General features: G+C 48.8%; 17 protein-coding genes. 13 read left to right on the top strand and 4 right to left on the bottom strand.

The window, feature by feature from the left end:
- Positions 1-384 precede the first annotated feature (384 nt).
- From BCT27_RS15360 to mgtE, 12 genes are all read left to right on the top strand, one after another.
- Positions 385-1,347, top strand: coding sequence for a calcium/sodium antiporter (locus BCT27_RS15360; protein ID WP_102318546.1), 963 nt, complete (start codon positions 385-387; stop codon positions 1,345-1,347).
- A gap of 12 nt (positions 1,348-1,359) precedes the next feature.
- Positions 1,360-2,328: a KpsF/GutQ family sugar-phosphate isomerase gene (locus BCT27_RS15365; protein ID WP_102396161.1), complete on the top strand. Its 969-nt coding sequence runs from the start codon at positions 1,360-1,362 to the stop codon at positions 2,326-2,328.
- Complete coding sequence (gene kdsC / locus BCT27_RS15370) at positions 2,328-2,915, top strand: 3-deoxy-manno-octulosonate-8-phosphatase KdsC (protein WP_102396162.1); 588 nt, start codon at positions 2,328-2,330, stop codon at positions 2,913-2,915. The genes BCT27_RS15365 and kdsC overlap by 1 nt, the downstream gene beginning before the upstream one ends.
- The gene (gene lptC, locus BCT27_RS15375) at positions 2,912-3,478 is read left to right on the top strand and encodes an LPS export ABC transporter periplasmic protein LptC (protein WP_102318549.1); all 567 of its coding nucleotides are present in this window, start codon (positions 2,912-2,914) and stop codon (positions 3,476-3,478) included. The genes kdsC and lptC overlap by 4 nt, the downstream gene beginning before the upstream one ends.
- The gene (gene lptA / locus BCT27_RS15380; protein WP_017008145.1) at positions 3,459-3,965 is read left to right on the top strand and encodes a lipopolysaccharide transport periplasmic protein LptA; all 507 of its coding nucleotides are present in this window, start codon (positions 3,459-3,461) and stop codon (positions 3,963-3,965) included. Before lptC ends, lptA begins: the two co-directional genes overlap by 20 nt.
- A 6-nt stretch (positions 3,966-3,971) precedes the next feature.
- Complete coding sequence (gene lptB / locus BCT27_RS15385) at positions 3,972-4,697, top strand: LPS export ABC transporter ATP-binding protein (RefSeq protein ID WP_017008144.1); 726 nt, start codon at positions 3,972-3,974, stop codon at positions 4,695-4,697.
- Between the two features lie 75 nt (positions 4,698-4,772).
- A complete protein-coding gene (locus BCT27_RS15390) occupies positions 4,773-6,266 on the top strand; it encodes an RNA polymerase factor sigma-54 (protein WP_102396163.1) in 1,494 nt (497 codons plus the stop codon).
- Positions 6,267-6,293: 27 nt separating this feature from the next.
- Entirely contained in the window at positions 6,294-6,581 is a 288-nt protein-coding gene (gene hpf, locus BCT27_RS15395; RefSeq protein ID WP_017008142.1) for a ribosome hibernation promoting factor, read from the top strand.
- Between the two features lie 2 nt (positions 6,582-6,583).
- A complete protein-coding gene (gene ptsN / locus BCT27_RS15400; protein WP_017008141.1) occupies positions 6,584-7,030 on the top strand; it encodes a PTS IIA-like nitrogen regulatory protein PtsN in 447 nt (148 codons plus the stop codon).
- Between the two features lie 21 nt (positions 7,031-7,051).
- Complete coding sequence (gene rapZ / locus BCT27_RS15405) at positions 7,052-7,903, top strand: RNase adapter RapZ (RefSeq protein ID WP_102396164.1); 852 nt, start codon at positions 7,052-7,054, stop codon at positions 7,901-7,903.
- Positions 7,900-8,175: an HPr family phosphocarrier protein gene (locus BCT27_RS15410; protein WP_017008139.1), complete on the top strand. Its 276-nt coding sequence runs from the start codon at positions 7,900-7,902 to the stop codon at positions 8,173-8,175. Before rapZ ends, BCT27_RS15410 begins: the two co-directional genes overlap by 4 nt.
- 126 nt (positions 8,176-8,301) lie before the next feature.
- On the top strand, positions 8,302-9,669 hold the full coding sequence (mgtE, locus tag BCT27_RS15415; RefSeq protein WP_102318551.1) for a magnesium transporter: 1,368 nt from the start codon (positions 8,302-8,304) through the stop codon (positions 9,667-9,669).
- A gap of 167 nt (positions 9,670-9,836) precedes the next feature.
- Here the strand turns inward: mgtE and pmbA are convergent, their stop codons facing one another.
- Positions 9,837-11,177, bottom strand: coding sequence for a metalloprotease PmbA (gene pmbA / locus BCT27_RS15420; protein WP_017008137.1), 1,341 nt, complete (start codon positions 11,175-11,177; stop codon positions 9,837-9,839).
- Positions 11,178-11,310: 133 nt separating this feature from the next.
- Between pmbA and yjgA the strand changes: the two genes are divergently transcribed.
- On the top strand, positions 11,311-11,838 hold the full coding sequence (gene yjgA, locus BCT27_RS15425; RefSeq protein WP_017008136.1) for a ribosome biogenesis factor YjgA: 528 nt from the start codon (positions 11,311-11,313) through the stop codon (positions 11,836-11,838).
- A 198-nt stretch (positions 11,839-12,036) separates the two neighbouring features.
- On the opposite strand, the gene tldD is transcribed toward yjgA, so the two are convergent.
- From tldD to BCT27_RS15440, 3 genes are all read right to left on the bottom strand, one after another.
- Entirely contained in the window at positions 12,037-13,482 is a 1,446-nt protein-coding gene (tldD, locus tag BCT27_RS15430; RefSeq protein ID WP_102318066.1) for a metalloprotease TldD, read from the bottom strand.
- 89 nt (positions 13,483-13,571) lie between these two features.
- Positions 13,572-14,390 carry a carbon-nitrogen hydrolase family protein gene (locus BCT27_RS15435; protein ID WP_102318065.1) on the bottom strand — a complete coding sequence of 273 codons (819 nt, stop codon included), beginning with the start codon at positions 14,388-14,390 and terminating at the stop codon, positions 13,572-13,574.
- Positions 14,390-18,310 (bottom strand): YhdP family protein, encoded by a 3,921-nt coding sequence (locus BCT27_RS15440; RefSeq protein WP_102390651.1) that lies wholly within the window; start codon positions 18,308-18,310, stop codon positions 14,390-14,392. The genes BCT27_RS15435 and BCT27_RS15440 overlap by 1 nt, the downstream gene beginning before the upstream one ends.
- Positions 18,311-18,318: the final 8 nt, after the last annotated feature.

Raw genomic sequence — 18,318 nt, forward strand, 5'->3', positions numbered from 1 at the left:
CAGGGCCTTCGGTGGTGATTCATTCACGAGTTAAGTGACTGATCATAGAGTGAGTGTGCGTGCAAAACAAGTAATTGCACAGTATTCATTTGCAATTTTTTGGTCAAGTATTCAACAGCGTTTACTGACGCTTTGTCTTTATATATATGCACTTTTTTAATTTAAAAGGTCTCCGACGAAGCACCTTGACGCAAAAGTTGGATGAAAGGCAATGAAACGCAAGGATTCGAAACAGAAAACCCGTGTGATTGAACAAAACACAATATCGCCGAAATTACATGTCCATATCCGTCATTAGTACGCCGTTTTCCTTCACATTTCTTCAATAAGCGGTCAGAATTGCGGTTCTATACAATTCGACAGATCCATTCAGAAGGTAATTAAATGTTTGAAGCGACCGCCATCCTCGTCGTTGGCCTGTGTTTGTTAGTGTGGAGCGCTGACAGATTGGTCTACGGTGCTGCCGCTATTGCCCGCAACGTTGGCATCTCCCCGCTTGTCATCGGTATGACCATTCTTGCTATGGGCAGTTCCGCGCCTGAGATGGTTGTTTCCGCCACAGCAGCTCTGAGTGGCAAAACTGATACAGCTGTCGGAAATGTGCTCGGTTCAAACATTGCAAATATTGCCCTTATTCTCGGTGTTACCGCGCTTATCAAGCCCCTTTCTATCAGCTCTGGCATTATTCGACGTGAACTCCCGCTGATGCTGGGTGTCACTATCGTTGCTGGTGCGATTTTGTGGGACAACCACTTGGGCTTCTACGAAGGCGTACTTCTTGCTGTTCTGTTTGCCGGCTTTTTGCTTGCGATGATGAAGATTGGCAAAGAAAGTGGCGAATCCGATCCTATGCTTGCTGAGCAAGAAGCTGAAATCCCAAATGGCGTGAGCAATGTATCTGCAGGCATTTGGGTCGTTGTCGGCCTTGTTCTCCTTATTTTCAGTGCCGACATGGTGGTTGAATCTGCCGTAATAATCGCAAAATCGTTTGGCATGAGTGATTTGGTGATCGGTCTAACTATCGTCGCTGTCGGTACGAGCCTGCCTGAACTTGCAGCCTCTATCGCTGGTGTATTGAAAGGCGAAGATGACCTCGCGGTAGGAAACATCATCGGTTCAAACATCTTCAACATTCTGGCAGTAATGGGCATTCCGGGTATTTTGAACCCTTCAATGCTAAACCCACTGGCGATGGATCGTGACTTTTATGTCATGCTCGCCGTGTCTGTCTTGTTGTTTTTGTTTGCCGTTGGTAAGTCCCGTATTATTAATCGCTGGGAAGGGATCGCGCTGCTGATTTGCTTCGTCGGCTACCAAGGCTATTTGCTTACCGATATGGCAGCATAACTCGGATACGCTATGACTGATTTTGATTTTCGCCAAGCTGGCGCCACAGTATTGAAAACCGAACTCGATGCGATTACACAGCTCGAGCAATACATCAATGATGACTTCGTAAAGGCGTGCCAACTTATCCTGTCAGCCTCAGGAAAAGTGGTGGTAATGGGCATGGGGAAATCCGGTCACATCGGCAATAAAATTGCCGCAACCTTTGCAAGCACTGGCACCCCTTCGTTTTTCGTTCACCCAGGAGAAGCCAGCCATGGCGACTTGGGTATGATTGAAAAAGGCGATGTGGTTTTGGCGATTTCAAATTCTGGCGAAGCCTCAGAAATCTTAACCTTGCTTCCCGTCGTGAAACGCCGCGGCATTACACTGATTTCAATGACAGGCAACCCAGCATCGACCATGGCACGGTTGGCGCAAGTGAATTTGTGCATTAAGGTGCCAAAAGAAGCCTGTCCCATCGGCCTTGCGCCAACATCAAGCACCACTGCCACCTTAGTGATGGGTGATGCGCTTGCTGTTGCACTGATGCAAGCAAAAGGTTTCACCGCAGACGATTTCGCCCTCTCTCACCCCGGCGGTGCTCTTGGTCGTAAGCTTTTGCTTCGCATCTCTGATGTGATGCATGCGGGCGACAACTTGCCGACCGTACTGGTGACAGCAACGATTCGCGATGCCTTGCTTGAAGTGTCAGCAAAAGGCCTAGGCATGACCGCCGTGATTGATGATAAAGGTGCACTTTGCGGCATCTTTACCGATGGTGATTTACGTCGCCTTCTTGATCAACGCCTTGACCTTCATGAAACCTGTATTGGCGATGTGATGGGTGAAAACCCAACCTGTGTCGATGAAGACCTACTTGCCGCCGAAGGCTTAAAGCTAATGGAAGAAAAGAAAATCAATGGTTTGCTAGTGACTCGCCAAGGTATCTTGGTGGGAGCACTTAACATGCATGATCTTCTAAAAGCAGGAGTCATGTAATGCAAGAGAACTCAAACAACACCATGACAACCGAAAACACCGTAGATACCCTTTACGGACCTGTCTCGAAACGTGTTTTTGATGTGGCCGCTGGCATTAAGCTGTTGATTTGCGATGTTGATGGCGTCTTTTCAGATGGCCGTATTTACATGGGCAACGATGGCGAAGAGCTAAAAACATTCCACACTCGCGACGGGTATGGCATTAAATCGCTCATGAATGCAGGCATTGAAATCGCCGTGATCACAGGGAGAAAGTCCGCCATTGTAGAGCGTCGAATGTCAGCGTTAGGCATTGAACACATCTACCAAGGCCAAGACGACAAAGCCACTGCATACCAAGATTTGGTCGCACAACTGGGGATCCCAGCAGAAGCGACCGCATATATTGGTGACGACCTTATTGATTGGCCTGTCATGTCATGTGTAGGCTTATCTGTCTGTGTGAAGGATGGCCACCTCTTACTGGCAAAACGTGCCGACTTGGTTACACGTATCCCTGGCGGTTATGGCGCAGTACGTGAAGTGTGTGACCTTATTCTTGAAGCCCGTGGCGAGCTCGATGCGCACAAGGGATTAAGCATATGATGCTGCAACGCCTTTGCATTGTGGCATTGCTCGGCATCTGCAGTTATGCAGGTTATTACCTGCTTGGCCAGCACTACCTCGACACAGAAACACAAGTAACACCCGATGCAGAAAAGCCGCTGTTCACTGGTGATGACATTAAGTCCACCAGCTACAACGAGCAAGGCATTCGTAGTTACACGCTCGACTCTAGCCATATTGAACATTATCAAAAGCTAGACGAAACGCATTTTAATGAACCTGTGTTGTGGACGTTTAGCGACGGTATCGCAGAAGAATGGCGGGTTAGCTCTAATTTTGCCGTCTTAGAAAGCGGTCGCTATCTAGTGATGACAGGACGCGTCCGGATCTTTAACCTATTGCCTAATGCGCAAATTAAAGTCGTGACGACAGACGAATTGACACTCGACCTTACTAGCCGGGATTTTTGGTCGGACAAAGAAACTGAAATTACCGGTGTAGGCTTTCAAACCCACGGACAGCGGGTGAAAGGCAATTTTGGCTCCCATCAGATGGAACTGATCGAACAAGTGAAAAGTAGATATGAACAAAAAACTCAATAATATTTTCGCCTTTCTACTGCTCCTCATTTCGGGTAGTGCATTTGCGCTAACCAGTGATTCTGAACAACCTATTTATATTGATTCAGACACGCAGAATTTGGATCTAAAAACCAATACCGTCATCTTCACAGGTAATGTGTATTTGCGCCAAGGTTCAATCCGCTTACACGCAAATAAGGTAGTTGTCACTCGCCCTAGTGGCAGTGAAGGAACCGAAATCATTGATGCTTATGGCAAACCGGCTACGTTCGAACAAACCATGGACGACGGCAAAAAAATCAATGGCGAAGCATTTGACCTTCAATATGAAGTCGCAAAAAGCTTCCTAAAAATGCGTAATCAAGCTGTGCTCACCCAAGAAGGTGGCAACAAGGTAGAAGGTCAATTGATTACCTACCAAATCGACAAACAGCAGTTGGTTGCTGAAAGCGACTCTAACGGTCGTGTTACCACCATTTTGCAGCCGCAAACAAAACAAAAGAACTAACACTTCATGGCCATACTTACCGCTAAGAACCTCGCGAAAAGCTATAACGGACGCAAAGTCGTTACCGACGTTAGCCTTGAAGTTAAATCCGGCGAAATCGTTGGATTGCTCGGCCCAAACGGTGCGGGTAAAACCACTTCTTTCTATATGATTGTGGGCTTGGTCGCACGCGACGAAGGCTCAATTCATATCGATGATACTGACATCAGTATTCAGCCCATGCACAATCGTTCTCGTATGGGTATTGGCTATTTACCGCAAGAAGCGTCTATCTTTCGTAAGCTGAGTGTTTACGACAATTTGATGGCGGTTTTGCAGACACGTTCAGAAATGACCAAAGAAGAGCGTCAGGATAAAGCGGAAGATTTGCTCGAAGAGTTTAACATTCAGCACATTAGAAACAGCATGGGTATGGCACTCTCTGGTGGTGAACGTCGCCGTGTCGAGATTGCTCGAGCACTTGCCGCGAACCCTAAGTTCATCTTGCTTGATGAACCGTTTGCCGGTGTTGACCCGATTTCCGTTATCGACATTAAAAAGATCATTGAGCATCTTCGCGATCGTGGTTTGGGCGTGTTAATTACCGATCACAACGTACGTGAGACACTGAGTGTGTGTGAACACGCCTATATTGTGAGTCAGGGGCATTTGATTGCTCATGGCACGCCTGATGAAGTCCTTAACGATGAACATGTAAAACGTGTCTATCTTGGCGACCAGTTCAGGCTATAGTTAAAAGTAACGGTTGGCGAATCGTTACAACAACAAGCACTGATAATTTAAAATAGGAAAGGTGCCAGAATAACTATGAAACCCTCGCTTCAGCTCAAGCTTGGCCAACAACTTGCAATGACGCCGCAACTGCAACAGGCAATTCGTCTGCTGCAGCTTTCGACGTTAGATCTGCAACAAGAGATTCAGGAAGCGCTTGAAGCAAACCCTCTCCTTGAACAAGACGAATCGGGTGATAATGCATCAGACAGCGACACGTCTGATGATTATGACAATAACGAGCAGATCAGTGCTTCCGCTGATCGCGATGACAACTTAAATCGCGAAGACAGCCTTGATAGTTCAGACGCCCTCGGCCAAAAAGAAATGCCCGACGATCTTCCGGTCGATACCACGTGGGATGATATGTACAGCGCCAACACAGGCAGCACAGGCATTTCGCTCGGTGACGACATTCCGGTTTATCAAGGTGAGACGACCGAAACACTCCAAGACTACCTAAATTGGCAAGTGCAATTGACCCCGTTTACGGAGGTGGATCTTGCGATTGCTACCGCCATCATCGATGCCGTCGATGACAAAGGCTACCTTACCGTTACCGCTGAAGACATCCTTGAAAGCCTTGGTGCTGAAGACGAAGAAGTCGAGCTTGACGAAGTTGAAGCCGTACTCAAACGGGTTCAACAGTTCGATCCGCTAGGCGTTGCATCTCGATCACTTCAAGAGTGTTTGTTGATCCAATTGGCCTCTTTTGCTGAAGACACGCCATGGCTGACCGAAGCAAAAGCCGTGCTAAAAGCACACATGGATCTTCTTGCGAACCGCGATTACCGTCAGATCATGAAAGAAAGCAAACTTCGCGAGCCTGAACTCAAAGAAGTGATGCAGTTGATCCACAGCCTTGAACCACGCCCTGGTAATCTGATCGTCACCAACGAGGCTGAGTATGTTATTCCCGACGTGTCCGTGTTCAAAGATCGCGGAAAGTGGGTCGTACAAATCAACCCAGATAGCGTGCCAAGACTGAAGGTAAACCAACAATATGCCGCGCTGACCAAAAATGGGTGCAGCGCTGCGGACAGCCAATTTATTCGCAGTCATCTACAAGATGCAAAATGGCTGATCAAAAGCTTAGAAAGCCGCAATGAAACCCTGTTGAAGGTTGCACGTTGTATCGTTGAACATCAGCAAGATTTCTTTGAGTACGGCGAAGAGGCGATGAAGCCAATGGTGCTTAACGACATCGCACTCGCAGTGGAAATGCATGAATCCACCATCTCTCGGGTCACCACCCAAAAATACATGCATACCCCAAGGGGTATCTTTGAGTTGAAATACTTCTTTTCTAGTCATGTCAGTACTGACAATGGCGGCGAATGTAGCTCTACGGCAATTCGTGCGCTGGTCAAAAAGTTGGTTGCCGCCGAAAATCAGGCCAAACCACTCAGCGACAGCAAAATTGCCACACTGCTGGCGGAGCAAGGTATCCAAGTAGCACGTCGAACGATTGCAAAATATCGCGAGTCTCTTGGTATCGCACCGTCAAATCAGCGCAAGCGCCTTATCTAGGCGTCTCTACAAAGAAGGAAGATGTTTATGCAAATAAATCTCACCGGTCACCACGTCGAGATCACCGAATCCCTCCGAGAGTATGTGATGCAAAAGTTTGATAAGCTTGAGCGCTTTTTTGAGCATATTAACAACGTCCATGTCGTGCTTAACGTAGAAAAACTCCAACAAATTGCCGAAGCGACGCTTCACGTCAACAACGGCGAAATTCATGCGAAAGCAGACTCAGAAAACATGTATGCGGCCATTGATTCGCTTACGGATAAGCTGGTTAAACAGCTAAACAAACATAAAGAAAAGATGAATCACCATTAACCATGGAACTTAAAGACGTACTTAAGTTGGACTGCACCAAAAGTGCAGTCCTTTGTTCAAGTAAGAAACGTGCACTTGAATTGATCAGCGAGTTGGCCGGCAACCAATTAGACCAAAACCCGCAAAAACTGTTCGAGTGCATCCTAAGCAGGGAAAAGCTAGGGAGTACGGGCATAGGGAATGGAATCGCCATTCCCCATGGCCGTATATTCAATAGTGACCAAGCTGTCGGCGTGTTTATTCAGTGTGCAGAGCCTATCGAGTTCGACGCCATTGATAACCAACCTGTTGACCTCTTGTTCGCACTGCTCGTTCCGGATGAACAATGCAAAGAGCACCTCAAAACGCTGTCTTTGATTGCGCAGAAGCTTGGCGACAAGCAACTGTGTAAACGCATGCGTAATGCCAGCTCTGACCAAGAACTTTACGACATCATTACTGGTGAATAGCGAGACAGGGATCCCAGCACCATGCAGTTGAAAATCGTAAGTGGCCGTTCAGGCTCGGGAAAGTCTGTCGCACTTCGCGTACTTGAAGACTTAGGCTATTACTGTGTAGACAACCTTCCCGTGAATCTACTCCCACAGTTCGTGAATGCACAAACGGATGATAGCTCCAACATCGCCGTGAGTATTGATATTCGCAACATGCCTACTGACCCTGATGAAATCGCCCAAACACTGGCAAAGCTTCCTGCTGACCTTGATGTTGATATCTTTTTCTTAGATGCAGACGACAAGGAACTTGTTAAGCGCTTTAGCGAAACACGTCGCCTACACCCGCTGAGCAGAGATAACTTATCGCTCGAACAAGCCATCGAAAAAGAAAAGCTTCTACTAACACCACTTAAAGAACGCGCAGATAAAGTGATCAACACGTCAAAGCATTCTGTGCATGACTTGAGCGAAGCTGTACGTTCCTTGGTATTAGGGAGAACCAGTCGCGATTTGGTGATGGTGTTTGAATCCTTCGGGTTTAAACATGGACTCCCATCTGATGCTGACTACGTTTTCGATGTGCGTTTTCTACCCAACCCTCACTGGGAGCCATCGTTAAGGCCACTAACCGGTCTTGATGAACCCGTAAAAATGTTCCTCGCTGCCGAGCAAGACGTCGCGATGCTCATTGCCCAAATCAAAAGTTTCCTCGAATCTTGGCTGCCAGCCTTAGAAAAAAACAACCGCAGTTACCTGACCGTGGCCATTGGCTGTACAGGTGGACAACACCGCTCTGTGTATATCGCACAGTTCTTGGCGGACTACTTCAAGGCAAATGGACAGCAAGTGCAAATCAGACACAGAACACTTGAGGGGAAAGTATGACGCAGTGCAGTAAGGAAGTGTTGATCCGAAATCGCCTTGGCCTACATGCACGTGCAGCGGTGAAACTCGTGGAACTGGCGCAAAGTTTCGATGCAGAAGTCACCATATCCAAAGCAGAACAGGCAGTTACCGCAGACAGCGTGATGGCGATTTTGTTGCTTGATTCCAGCCAAGGTGAACAAATCACGGTATCGGCACTCGGCCCTGAGGCACAAAAAGCACTTGGCGCAGTGACGGCCTTGATTGAAGCAGGTTTTGACGAGGAAAACTAACCTCGTCCTATTCCCTCAACACCAACCCACTCGCTCTCATTTCAACACAGATTTGGCAAAGACAGTCTTACGAGATTACGTTAATATTCATGTCATTGCGCCAACCGCCGTAAACCGGACAATTCCATGGCAGAGAATTACGAAGTAGAACAGTCTAATCAAACGCATCAAACGTTGCAGGAAGTTAGCCGTGCACTAGACAACGGTATGTTTGTCCATGTCCGACGTATGCTCGAAGACATGGAGCCGGAAGACATTGCACACCTGCTCGAAGCGTCTCCTCCAAAGAGCCGTCTGGTTCTCTGGCAATTAACCGATCCCGAAGAACAAGGTGAAATCCTCGAAGAGCTTTCGGAAGATGTCAAAGATGGCATCATGGTGCGCATGCAGCCAGAGCAATTGGCCGCCGCAACCGAAGGCATGGACACCGATGACGTCGCTTACCTGCTTCGAAGCCTTCCAAACCACGTGTCTCAAGACGTTCTTGCGCAGATGGATACGCAAGATCGTGATCGTGTAGAACAAGCGCTCGCGTACCCTGAAGACACCGCCGGCGGTATGATGAATACCGACGTGGTAACCATCCGTTCAGACGTTACCGTCGACGTGGTACTGCGTTACCTGCGTATGAGAGGCGAACTGCCTGAAGCAACCGATGCCTTGTATGTGGTTGACGAGAATAGCCGCCTAATAGGCTCTCTGCCAATCACGACGCTGCTAACGACACAACCCGACACCGAAGTACTCGATATCATGGAAGACTCGGATGAAGCCATCCCTGTCGACATGGACGATGGCGAAATCGCGAGCTTGTTCGAACGCCGTAACTGGGTATCCGCACCGGTTGTTGATGAGCAACACCAGCTCGTCGGTCGTATCACCATCGATGACGTCGTTGATATCATCCGTGAAGATGCTGAACACTCCATGATGAGCATGGCGGGTTTGGACGATGAAGAAGACACTTTTGCGCCGGTTTTAAAATCAGCGCGTAGCCGCAGTATTTGGCTGGGAGCCAACGTCCTTGCCGCATTGGCTGCTGCATCTGTCTCCAACCTGTTTGAAAACACCCTTGAACAAATGGCCGCCATTGCGGTTCTGATGACCATCGTCCCTTCTATGGGTGGCGTTGCGGGTAACCAAACCGTCGCGCTGGTTATTCGTGGTTTGGCGGTTGGTCACATCGGTGATTCCAATACCCGCTGGCTATTAACCAAAGAAGCGTTAGTGGGTCTGCTCAATGGCGTTATTTGGGCATGTATCATTGGTGGTGTTGTCGTGCTTTGGAAAGGCAACTGGATACTCGGAGGCATCATCGCCGCCGCCATGATGGCAAACCTTATCATTGCAGGTGTCGCGGGTGTTACCGTGCCCATCATGCTCAAAAAGATGAAAATCGACCCCGCACTCGCAGGCGGTATGGCATTGACCACCATCACCGACATGGTCGGCCTCTCGGTCTTCCTCGGCCTCGCCACTCTCTTCCTCGTATAAACGAAAAAAGGCTTTCAAATGAAAGCCTTTTTTACACTACGATTCTAAATAGCTAAGTCATTCGTTCTCTGACAAGGCTGCAAGCCTTCGAATCTCCGGGAGCTTAGTTCACTAAGTGACTGGAGTGAGGAGGCGAAGCGAACGCGGTCAGAGGGCGAAGGACGACGCTATTCGCCGCCGATTTTCATCGATTCGATTAATATCGACCCCGTCTGAATCTGACTTCGCAGCTCAGTATCTGACCCTACCGCAACGATCTGCTTGTACATGTCAGCCAGGTTACCGGCGATGGTAATCTCCGTCACTGGGTATTGGATTTCACCGTTTTCAACCCAGAAACCTGCTGCGCCACGAGAGTAATCTCCCGTCACGATGTTCACGCCTTGACCCATGAGCTCTGTCACCAACAGGCCTGTGCCAAGCTCTTTCAGCATTTGCTCGAAGTTTTGACCGGTGTTGCCCACAAACCAATTGTGGATCCCCCCCGCATGACCCGTTGGCTGCATACCCAATTTACGGGCTGCATAGCTGGTCGCAAGGTAAGTTTGTAGTTCACCATTTTTGATGATGTCGAGATCACGGGTAAACATGCCTTCGCTATCAAACGGCGCACTCGCCATGCCTTTTAGGATATGTGGGCGTTCATACACTTCAAACCATTCAGGCAAGATTTGATGACCCAGCTTATCCAATAGGAAAGACGATTTACGGTACAAGCTCGAGCCGCTAATCCCCATAACAAGGTGGCCAAGCAAGCCCGTGGCAACATCTGCCGCGAACATCACAGGTGCGTGGCAAGTCGCAACGCGACGCGGTTCCATACGAGAAATGGTGCGCTCTGCCGCTTCAATACCCACTCTTTCAGGGGTCCAAAGGTCAAGTTTGTCGCGCGCAGAGGTATAGCTATAATCGCGCTCCATCCCTTTGCTGTCTTCGGCAATCACACTGCAGCTGATGCTATGACGGCTCGACGCATAGCTGCCTAGCATGCCATGGCTGTTACCGTATACACGCACACCATAGTGGCTGTCGTAGCTTGCACCATCACTGAATTTGATGCGTTTGTCGTGATCCAAAGCTGCACGCTCGGCGGCGATCGCTTTCTCTGCCGCATGATCAGGCTCTGGCTCATCAGGGTAGAACAAATCAAGATCAGGATAGTCATACGCCATCAACTCAGCAGGCGCTGGGCCAGAAAAAGGATCTTCGGACGTGTAGTTAGCAATATCCAATGCAGCCGCAACAGTTTGCGCGATCGCTTCTTCTGACAGATCAGAGGTTGAAGCGCTGCCTTTACGTTGACCGCGATACACAGTAATACCCAACGCACCATCGCTATTGAACTCAACGCTTTCCACTTCGCACATGCGTGTTGCCACACTGATACCCGTGGTTTTCGTGATCGCCACTTCAGCAGCATCTGCTTTCTTACCTGCTAGCTCCAATGCGCGACTCACTGCAGCTTCAAGTTCTGTGCGTTGCTGAGCAACCTGTTGTTTCACGTCCATAAAGTCTTAGATAAATGTATGTTGTTTGTAAGCATACCACTCGTAGCGAAGACAATGCTTAAAAAACACCAGCAAAATTCGACATTCTTGATAAGATACGCTGATCAAGTAAGTGACAACCTCGGGAAAGATTATGGGCCGTAAAAATAAACGTGAGCCTTGGGAAGAGGAAGAAGAAATCATCTGGGTAAGTCGTTCCGAGATGAAACGCGATATGGAAGCGCTACAAGCACTCGGCACTAAGCTGATTGAACTTAAACCTTCTGTATTGGAAAAATTCCCTCTGACAGAAGATCTTCGCATTGCGATCTCAGATGCGCAGCGTTTTGAAAAAGAAGCGCGTCGCCGTCAACTTCAGTTGATTGGTAAGCTCATGCGTCATGTTGATGCAGAAGCCATCCAAGCAGCGTTGGACAAGCTGAACAATAAACACGGTCAGCAATCCATCGAACTACTGAAATTGGAAAAGCAACGCGATCGCCTGATCGTGGAAGGTGACAAGATGATCAACGAGATCGTCGACAAGCACCCTGCAGCTGATCGCCAAAAGCTACGCCAACTTGTTCGCCAAGCGAAGAAAGATCAAGAAAGCAATAAGCCGTCTAAAGCCGCTAAAGAACTGTTCCAGATTCTAAAAGCGCTAAAAGCAGAAGACGAGTAATTCGACGCTTGCTGTCAGAAACGTAAAAAGCCAGACCTCGGTCTGGCTTTTTTGTGTTTAGTACTAGGTACTAGGTACTAGGTACTAGGTACTAGGTACTGCAACGATTCTTTGAAGACTGGAAGCACTGTCAATCTTTTGCTTTGGCCCTTCCCAGCACCTAGGACCTTCTCTTCCTAGGCTCTCTGCTCTATCTTCTTATTCCGTTCCACCCACCGTCATCGCATCCAGCTTCAACGTTGGCTGACCAACACCGACGGCAACACTTTGTCCGGCTTTACCACACACACCCACACCACGGTCTAAAGCAAGGTCATTACCTACCATCGACACTTGTTGCATGGCTTCAATGCCACTACCGATCAAGGTTGCGCCTTTCACTGGCGTGGTTACTTTGCCGTTTTCAATCAAGTACGCTTCACTGGTTGAGAACACAAACTTACCAGACGTAATATCAACCTGACCGCCACCAAAGTTAGGGGCATACAGGCCATATTCCACGCTGCTAATGATATCTTCCGGCGTGCTTTCACCTGCCAGCATGTAGGTATTGGTCATACGTGGCATTGGCAGGTGCGCGTAAGATTCACGACGACCATTGCCCGTAGGTGCAACGCCCATCAGGTGCGCGTTGTGCTTGTCCTGCATGTAGCCTTTCAAGATGCCATTCTCAATCAAGGTATTGTATTGACCAGGTACGCCTTCATCGTCGATGTTCAGCGAGCCACGGCGATCTTGAAGTGTTCCGTCGTCCACAATGGTACAAAGCGGTGACGTGACTTGCTGGCCGATTTGACCAGAGAACACAGACGATTCTTTACGGTTAAAATCACCTTCCAACCCGTGGCCGACCGCTTCGTGCAACAATACGCCCGGCCAACCGGCACCCAACACCACAGGCATGGTGCCTGCAGGCGCACCTTTGGCGTGAAGGTTCACAAGTGCTTGACGCACTGCTTCATCGGCATAGTTTAAGGCAACGGTTTTTCCATCTTCTTCGGTCAGAAAATATTGGTAACCGAATCGGCCACCACCACCTGCCGAACCACGTTCACGACGGCCATCTTTTTCAACCAACACGCTCACAGACAAACGCACCAAAGGACGCGTATCGGCTGCATATGTACCGTCTGTTGCAGCAATAAGCACTTGCTCGTACACGCCACTGATACTGACAGACACTTCCTGAATAAGTGGCTCTTTCGCGCGAATGTACACATCCACTTCTTTCAGCAAAGCAATTTTGTCTTCTTTGCTCATGCTTTGCAGTGGATCCATCGCTTGGTAGATGGTTGGATATTGACGAGTAGCAAAAGCAGACACTTGAAGCTTACCGCCTTTGTCTGCAATACCGCGTGCCGCTGTGGCACTTTGCATCAACGCATCCGCATTGATCTGGTCAGAATAAGCGAAACCGGTTTTCTCACCACAAATAGCACGAACACCCACACCACGGTCGATGTTGAAGGAACCGTCTTTAATGATGCTGTCTTCAAGCACCAGTGATTCATGCCAGCATGATTGGAAGTAAACATCACCGTAGTCGATGTTTCTTGCTGCCAAGTGATCAAGTGTTTGGCTGAGTTGACTCTTGCTCATACCCGAGAGGTGAAGCATCGTTTCTTCGACGTGTTCGAGGCTCATTGTGTAATTGCTCTTTTAGCGCTGAAAATGACAAACGTCCCGCGGCAACAGGCCTGTCACCGCGGGACTTATAATAAAATGAGACTGCGCTATTTCAACGCGCATTGCAACCGAGCGTGCTGTAATACCGGCATTTTGGTTCGGATCGCACTGTTGGTTGCCAAATCAATATCAGCCCAAGCGCTGCCGATTTGTTCTTGCAGTTCACTGGCCACTTGCCCCCATGGATCGACAATCATCGAATGCCCATAGGTTTCTCGGCCACCTTCATGAGATCCACATTGTGCCGCAGCCAATACCCAGCACTGGGTTTCAATGGCTCGTGCTCGCAGTAACACTTCCCAATGCGCACGACCTGTGACTTTGGTGAATGCCGCAGGCACAACAATGATGTCAGCACCACGTTGACGCAACGCCGCGTATAAATGCGGGAAACGAATGTCATAACAAATCGACAGACCCAATGTTCCAAATGGCGTTTCCACCAGCGCAAGGTTATCACCGGCACGGAAGGTGTCAGATTCTCGGTAACTGCGGTGGTTATCAGCGATATCCACATCAAACATGTGCAGTTTTTCATAAGACGCACGCAAATTACCTGCTGCATCATAGACAAGCAATGTCGTGCTCAAAGTACCGTCGTGATTACTGATAGGAAACGATCCGACCACGAGCCAAATCCCCAACTCAAAGGCGAGTTGAGAAAGACGTTTTTGCAAAGGCCCATGCCCTAGCTCTTCCGCATACTTCTCGTAATCTTCTTTCTTACCGAACACAATCGCGTTTTCTGGTGTAAGAACCAGTCGTGCGCCTTGCGCGCGCAAATGCCTTAGCTGACCTTCAAGAACATCCATATTGTCATCAGCATTCGCACCCGAATTCATCTGTACTACGCCAAATTTGGTCATTAGTCTTTGCTCCCTTGCTGCTCTGATCGCAGGCGCTCTGTGGCCTGCTCTGGTAACGTCACTTCAGCTTTTCGGCGTGAAACTTCCCTGACGACGGGCTCATCGATTGGCCCGGTTACCTGATATCTGACTTGAGTAAACGCATCAACAACTGGCGAGATCACGGTCGTGACTGCGAGTACATAAAGCGCGGTTTGCGGCGTAACTGCAAACGCGGTGAAGACAGGAATGCCGGAGGTGAGATCAGGAATAAAACGGACTTCAGCATTTACCTGATTTTTCGCCAGATTCGCTATCCCTTTTATAAACATATCACCTGCGAGCGCTTTCATCTGGATATTATCCGTGACAACAACGCCATTCGTGATTGATGCACTGCCGCTGATTTCATCAAAAGCCAGTCCATCTTCAAATACGCCCGTGAAATCCAACTGCATTTTTCGCAAAATTGAGTCGAGACTAAACAGACCCAGAAGTTTACCCGCGCCACCAACACCACTGATGTAACCGTCTTCTAGTTGGGTATCTAACATGCCATCCAGGCTGGCAACATTCATCTCCCACGGCACACCATTAAACTCTAACTCCCCTTTGGTGTTAAAGCTGGCATCTTGAATCCCCCCCGTTACCGAGAAGCGCCCCATCAAATCACTGCTGTTTTTACCTTCAACCGTAAATTTAACATGGCTCTGATTCATGCCTTCTGGCGTAAAACGCCAATCACCCGTGGCTTTCATACTCAGCGCATTACTGCCTAAAGTGAACTTCGACAGTGTGACTTCATCTTTGTCTTTTAAGAGTTGAGCTTCCACGCGCCCTAAGCGGTAACCTTGCAGCCAAAGCTCATCGATCACTAAATCAGTGGCAGGGATCTTCGCCATGATGACGCGATCTTCTTCTGTCACTCGTCCGCTCACGGCCTTTTGAAGTGAAGCGGTAAAAGATTCTTTTTTGTTTTCTAAATCAAGGTTGAGGAATAGGTGCTCAATGGACACGGTGAGTAAACGACTGCCATCCCACCATGCATCGCCTGCCAGTTCTTCACTGCCAATCAAAATATGGTAACCGTCGCGTTTTTCTCGCGCGGCGATCGACGCGTTGTTAAAGACCATCTCTCCGGCATGGATCTTGTCAGCTTTCACATTGATGCGCGATGGCGCTGGAAGATCAACTGGCAGTGAATTGTCTTTGCCTTTGTTTTTATCTTCATAGCGCGAAAACACTGAACGCCATGCATTAACATCGATCGACGGCACATCAACACTGATCGCATTTCCAGCCTGAGGTTTCAGCGCCAATTCACCTTCACCAATCACCATGCGGCTTCGCGTGACTTTGGGAATATCACCCGAAATGTCCACATCCGCTTGGTACTTCACATTCGGCAGTTCAACTTGCCCCACCAAACGCTGGGCATCGCCCGACGCTTTCAAATACCCATGGCTTTTAATGAATGATGATTTAGTCAATGGTGCAGGTAAATCAATGCTCATCGCCATCAGATCAGCATCGAGCAACACATCGTAAGTAAAGCCGATGTCTTTGAGTGCAATACCGACGTTTAAATCCCATTCAGATTGACCTTCGATAAACGACAAATCTGGCAAATCCAACGCCGCTTTTAACTTGTCAGCTTCCCACTTTCCGTCGATGTCGATGTTCACGATATAGTTTTCAGATTCCGTTTCGCCTTTGAATCCGAACGTAATCGGTTGTTTGAGCAAGTTGGCGCGAAGCCCTGTTGCCGTCACTTTGTCATTATCAAAGGTGATCTTGCCTTTCACCCTTTCTAAGGTCATTTCAGGACTAACGATCGACACCATGTTCTTGTTAAGCCTGGCGCTTCCCTTCGCGTTTACGTCATCGCCATTCAACGGAATGTCGAGGGAAATTGACCCTGCTACCGAGCCATCCACTTGAACATGCGTTAACGCAGCACCGACAGAGTCCACCAGAGGCGTAGCAAGCATGTACTCACGCAATGTCTCGCCGCTTGCGGCAATGTCTGACGTGATGTAGAGCATGCCGGTATCTTCCGCGCTCAGAGACGGTATTTCACCTTTCAGGTTGTAGCCTCGTGCATCCATTAACCCCACGTTGGTAGCATTCAGATACATGGCATCGTTTTCAAACAACAAGTTCAAATCCAGTTCCGTCAATGTTGGCCATTGCGTATCGAAACTAAACTTGGCTTTACGAAGGGGAACGTCAGCTTGGAACATGCCTTCATGTTCGAGGTAAGGGAACGTCGAAATGCCGCCATACCACAGCAGTTTCGCGTGGTCTGCCGTACCACCACGAATTGCAGCGGAAAGGAAATCGGTTAACTCATCACCCAACGCCAGTGTTGGCAAATAGCGCCAGGTTTCACCCGCATCATTGGCGTTCGCTTCACCATAAAAAGACAGCCACAAGTCGCCTTCTCTGGGAATGTCTAGCCTGAACTCGCCCAGCACATTAATGTGAGGCGCACGTACAGACACTTTATCAGACCAAAGCACCACACCTAGGTCATCAAGGTGCCAGTAAAGATTTACATCACCTTGCTGTATATCCAGTGGCGCTTGGAAGAAATCGCCATAAGGCAATTGATCGTCGACCATTGAAAGCGAAGCTTTACCATTGGCACCGCGCCCCACCACATCAATGCCAAGCTTGTGCACTTCAGGCAGGTAGGTCCAATGCTGGAAGCCAACATCCGTCAGCGATAATGAATAAGACAGTGGCTGCTCTTTCGCTTGGGCGACGCGAATATCTTTGGCCGTTCCTTTTATTGCAAGCGCGGTAATGGCGTCATCGATATCTTTGGGAATGTCGGCAATCTCTCGAAGCGGCAATAAGAGGGCGACATCAAGTTCATTGATGTTTGCCGTCCAACCTTGTGGAGAATATGTCGCGTTGACCGACAATGACGGCCAAGGCGCATTCGCGGTTGATACTGAAAAATCTTGGCTCGCAACACGCCATGTCGACGTGCCTTGCTTCTCAAGCAGCACTTTGCCGCGCTCTATGGTCAGAGATTGGTTTTGTTCTTGCAGTGGCACGCTTTTCGCGGCTGCACGTTCTGACGGTAATATTGCTGGCGTGTTTGCATGCCAAACCAAGCCACTTTCAGTCAGGTTCAACAAGACGCTTTCTGGCTCGCCTTTTTTCAAGGTAAACCATGCCTCACCGCCCACTTTGGCGCTGGCAATCGCAATGTTCGGGTTGATGAAACGCTTAATCCAATCTTTCAGCGATAAGTCATCCGCTTTGAGATAGAAGTCGCCATCAAGCGAGGCTAAACCGTTGTGCTCTGAAAACGCGCCACGCACTTCAATGAGGTTAAGTGATGTACCTTCAACACTCACCACCCCTTGCACATGATGGGTGCCGTTTTTGTTTTCCCATAACAAGGAACGCACATCGATGGTTTTGCGCTGCTCAGAAGGAGAAAGCACCGTGATATCGGCATTTTGAATAGAGAAACGCCCAAGGCCGACGAGGAACAGATTCTCTAACCGTTCAGTGAGCGGTTTCGTCTCTTTGCCTTCATCTTCTGGGAGCTGCGTGACATCTAAATTCAAGCCGTCAATGCTGACATGAGAAAAGGTAGGTTCTCGGCGTTTGATGCTCTCGACCACATCGAATTGCATTTCAATGCTGTCAGCCGTCAAAACAGACTGCTCACCCTCTCGGGCCGATAAAGACAGATCGTGTAGAGAAAGTGAAGGAGCCAGATATCGCCAGTGACCTTTTACGGTACTGAAATCGACGTTAAATCCCGTGGCATCGCTCGCCCATCGTTGCAGCGGCGCTTTCGCGGTATCTAAGTTAGGAAGAACAATTCGCATAGAAGCCGTGAGCACGGCAGCGCTCACGACTAAAACGATCAAGATCCATTTAACAATCAACGCCAAGCGTCGAGTAAAGCTTACCATTTACAGTG

The organism is Enterovibrio norvegicus (genome assembly GCF_002876705.1).
GTDB classification, from domain to species: domain Bacteria; phylum Pseudomonadota; class Gammaproteobacteria; order Enterobacterales; family Vibrionaceae; genus Enterovibrio; species Enterovibrio norvegicus_B.

Excerpts from the sequence above, each read along its gene's own strand:
- mgtE (WP_102318551.1), top strand. The coding sequence starts at position 8,302 with ATGGCAGAGAATTACGAAGTAGAACAGTCTAATCAAACGCATCAAACG.
- BCT27_RS15435 (WP_102318065.1), bottom strand. The coding sequence starts at position 14,390 with ATGACCAAATTTGGCGTAGTACAGATGAATTCGGGTGCGAATGCTGAT.
- BCT27_RS15410 (WP_017008139.1), top strand. The coding sequence starts at position 7,900 with ATGACGCAGTGCAGTAAGGAAGTGTTGATCCGAAATCGCCTTGGCCTA.
- kdsC (WP_102396162.1), top strand. The coding sequence starts at position 2,328 with ATGCAAGAGAACTCAAACAACACCATGACAACCGAAAACACCGTAGAT.
- lptC (WP_102318549.1), top strand. The coding sequence starts at position 2,912 with ATGATGCTGCAACGCCTTTGCATTGTGGCATTGCTCGGCATCTGCAGT.
- lptB (WP_017008144.1), top strand. The coding sequence starts at position 3,972 with ATGGCCATACTTACCGCTAAGAACCTCGCGAAAAGCTATAACGGACGC.
- ptsN (WP_017008141.1), top strand. The coding sequence starts at position 6,584 with ATGGAACTTAAAGACGTACTTAAGTTGGACTGCACCAAAAGTGCAGTC.
- BCT27_RS15390 (WP_102396163.1), top strand. The coding sequence starts at position 4,773 with ATGAAACCCTCGCTTCAGCTCAAGCTTGGCCAACAACTTGCAATGACG.
- hpf (WP_017008142.1), top strand. The coding sequence starts at position 6,294 with ATGCAAATAAATCTCACCGGTCACCACGTCGAGATCACCGAATCCCTC.
- pmbA (WP_017008137.1), bottom strand. The coding sequence starts at position 11,177 with ATGGACGTGAAACAACAGGTTGCTCAGCAACGCACAGAACTTGAAGCT.
- lptA (WP_017008145.1), top strand. The coding sequence starts at position 3,459 with ATGAACAAAAAACTCAATAATATTTTCGCCTTTCTACTGCTCCTCATT.
- rapZ (WP_102396164.1), top strand. The coding sequence starts at position 7,052 with ATGCAGTTGAAAATCGTAAGTGGCCGTTCAGGCTCGGGAAAGTCTGTC.
- yjgA (WP_017008136.1), top strand. The coding sequence starts at position 11,311 with ATGGGCCGTAAAAATAAACGTGAGCCTTGGGAAGAGGAAGAAGAAATC.
- BCT27_RS15365 (WP_102396161.1), top strand. The coding sequence starts at position 1,360 with ATGACTGATTTTGATTTTCGCCAAGCTGGCGCCACAGTATTGAAAACC.
- tldD (WP_102318066.1), bottom strand. The coding sequence starts at position 13,482 with ATGAGCCTCGAACACGTCGAAGAAACGATGCTTCACCTCTCGGGTATG.
- BCT27_RS15360 (WP_102318546.1), top strand. The coding sequence starts at position 385 with ATGTTTGAAGCGACCGCCATCCTCGTCGTTGGCCTGTGTTTGTTAGTG.
- BCT27_RS15440 (WP_102390651.1), bottom strand. The coding sequence starts at position 18,310 with ATGGTAAGCTTTACTCGACGCTTGGCGTTGATTGTTAAATGGATCTTG.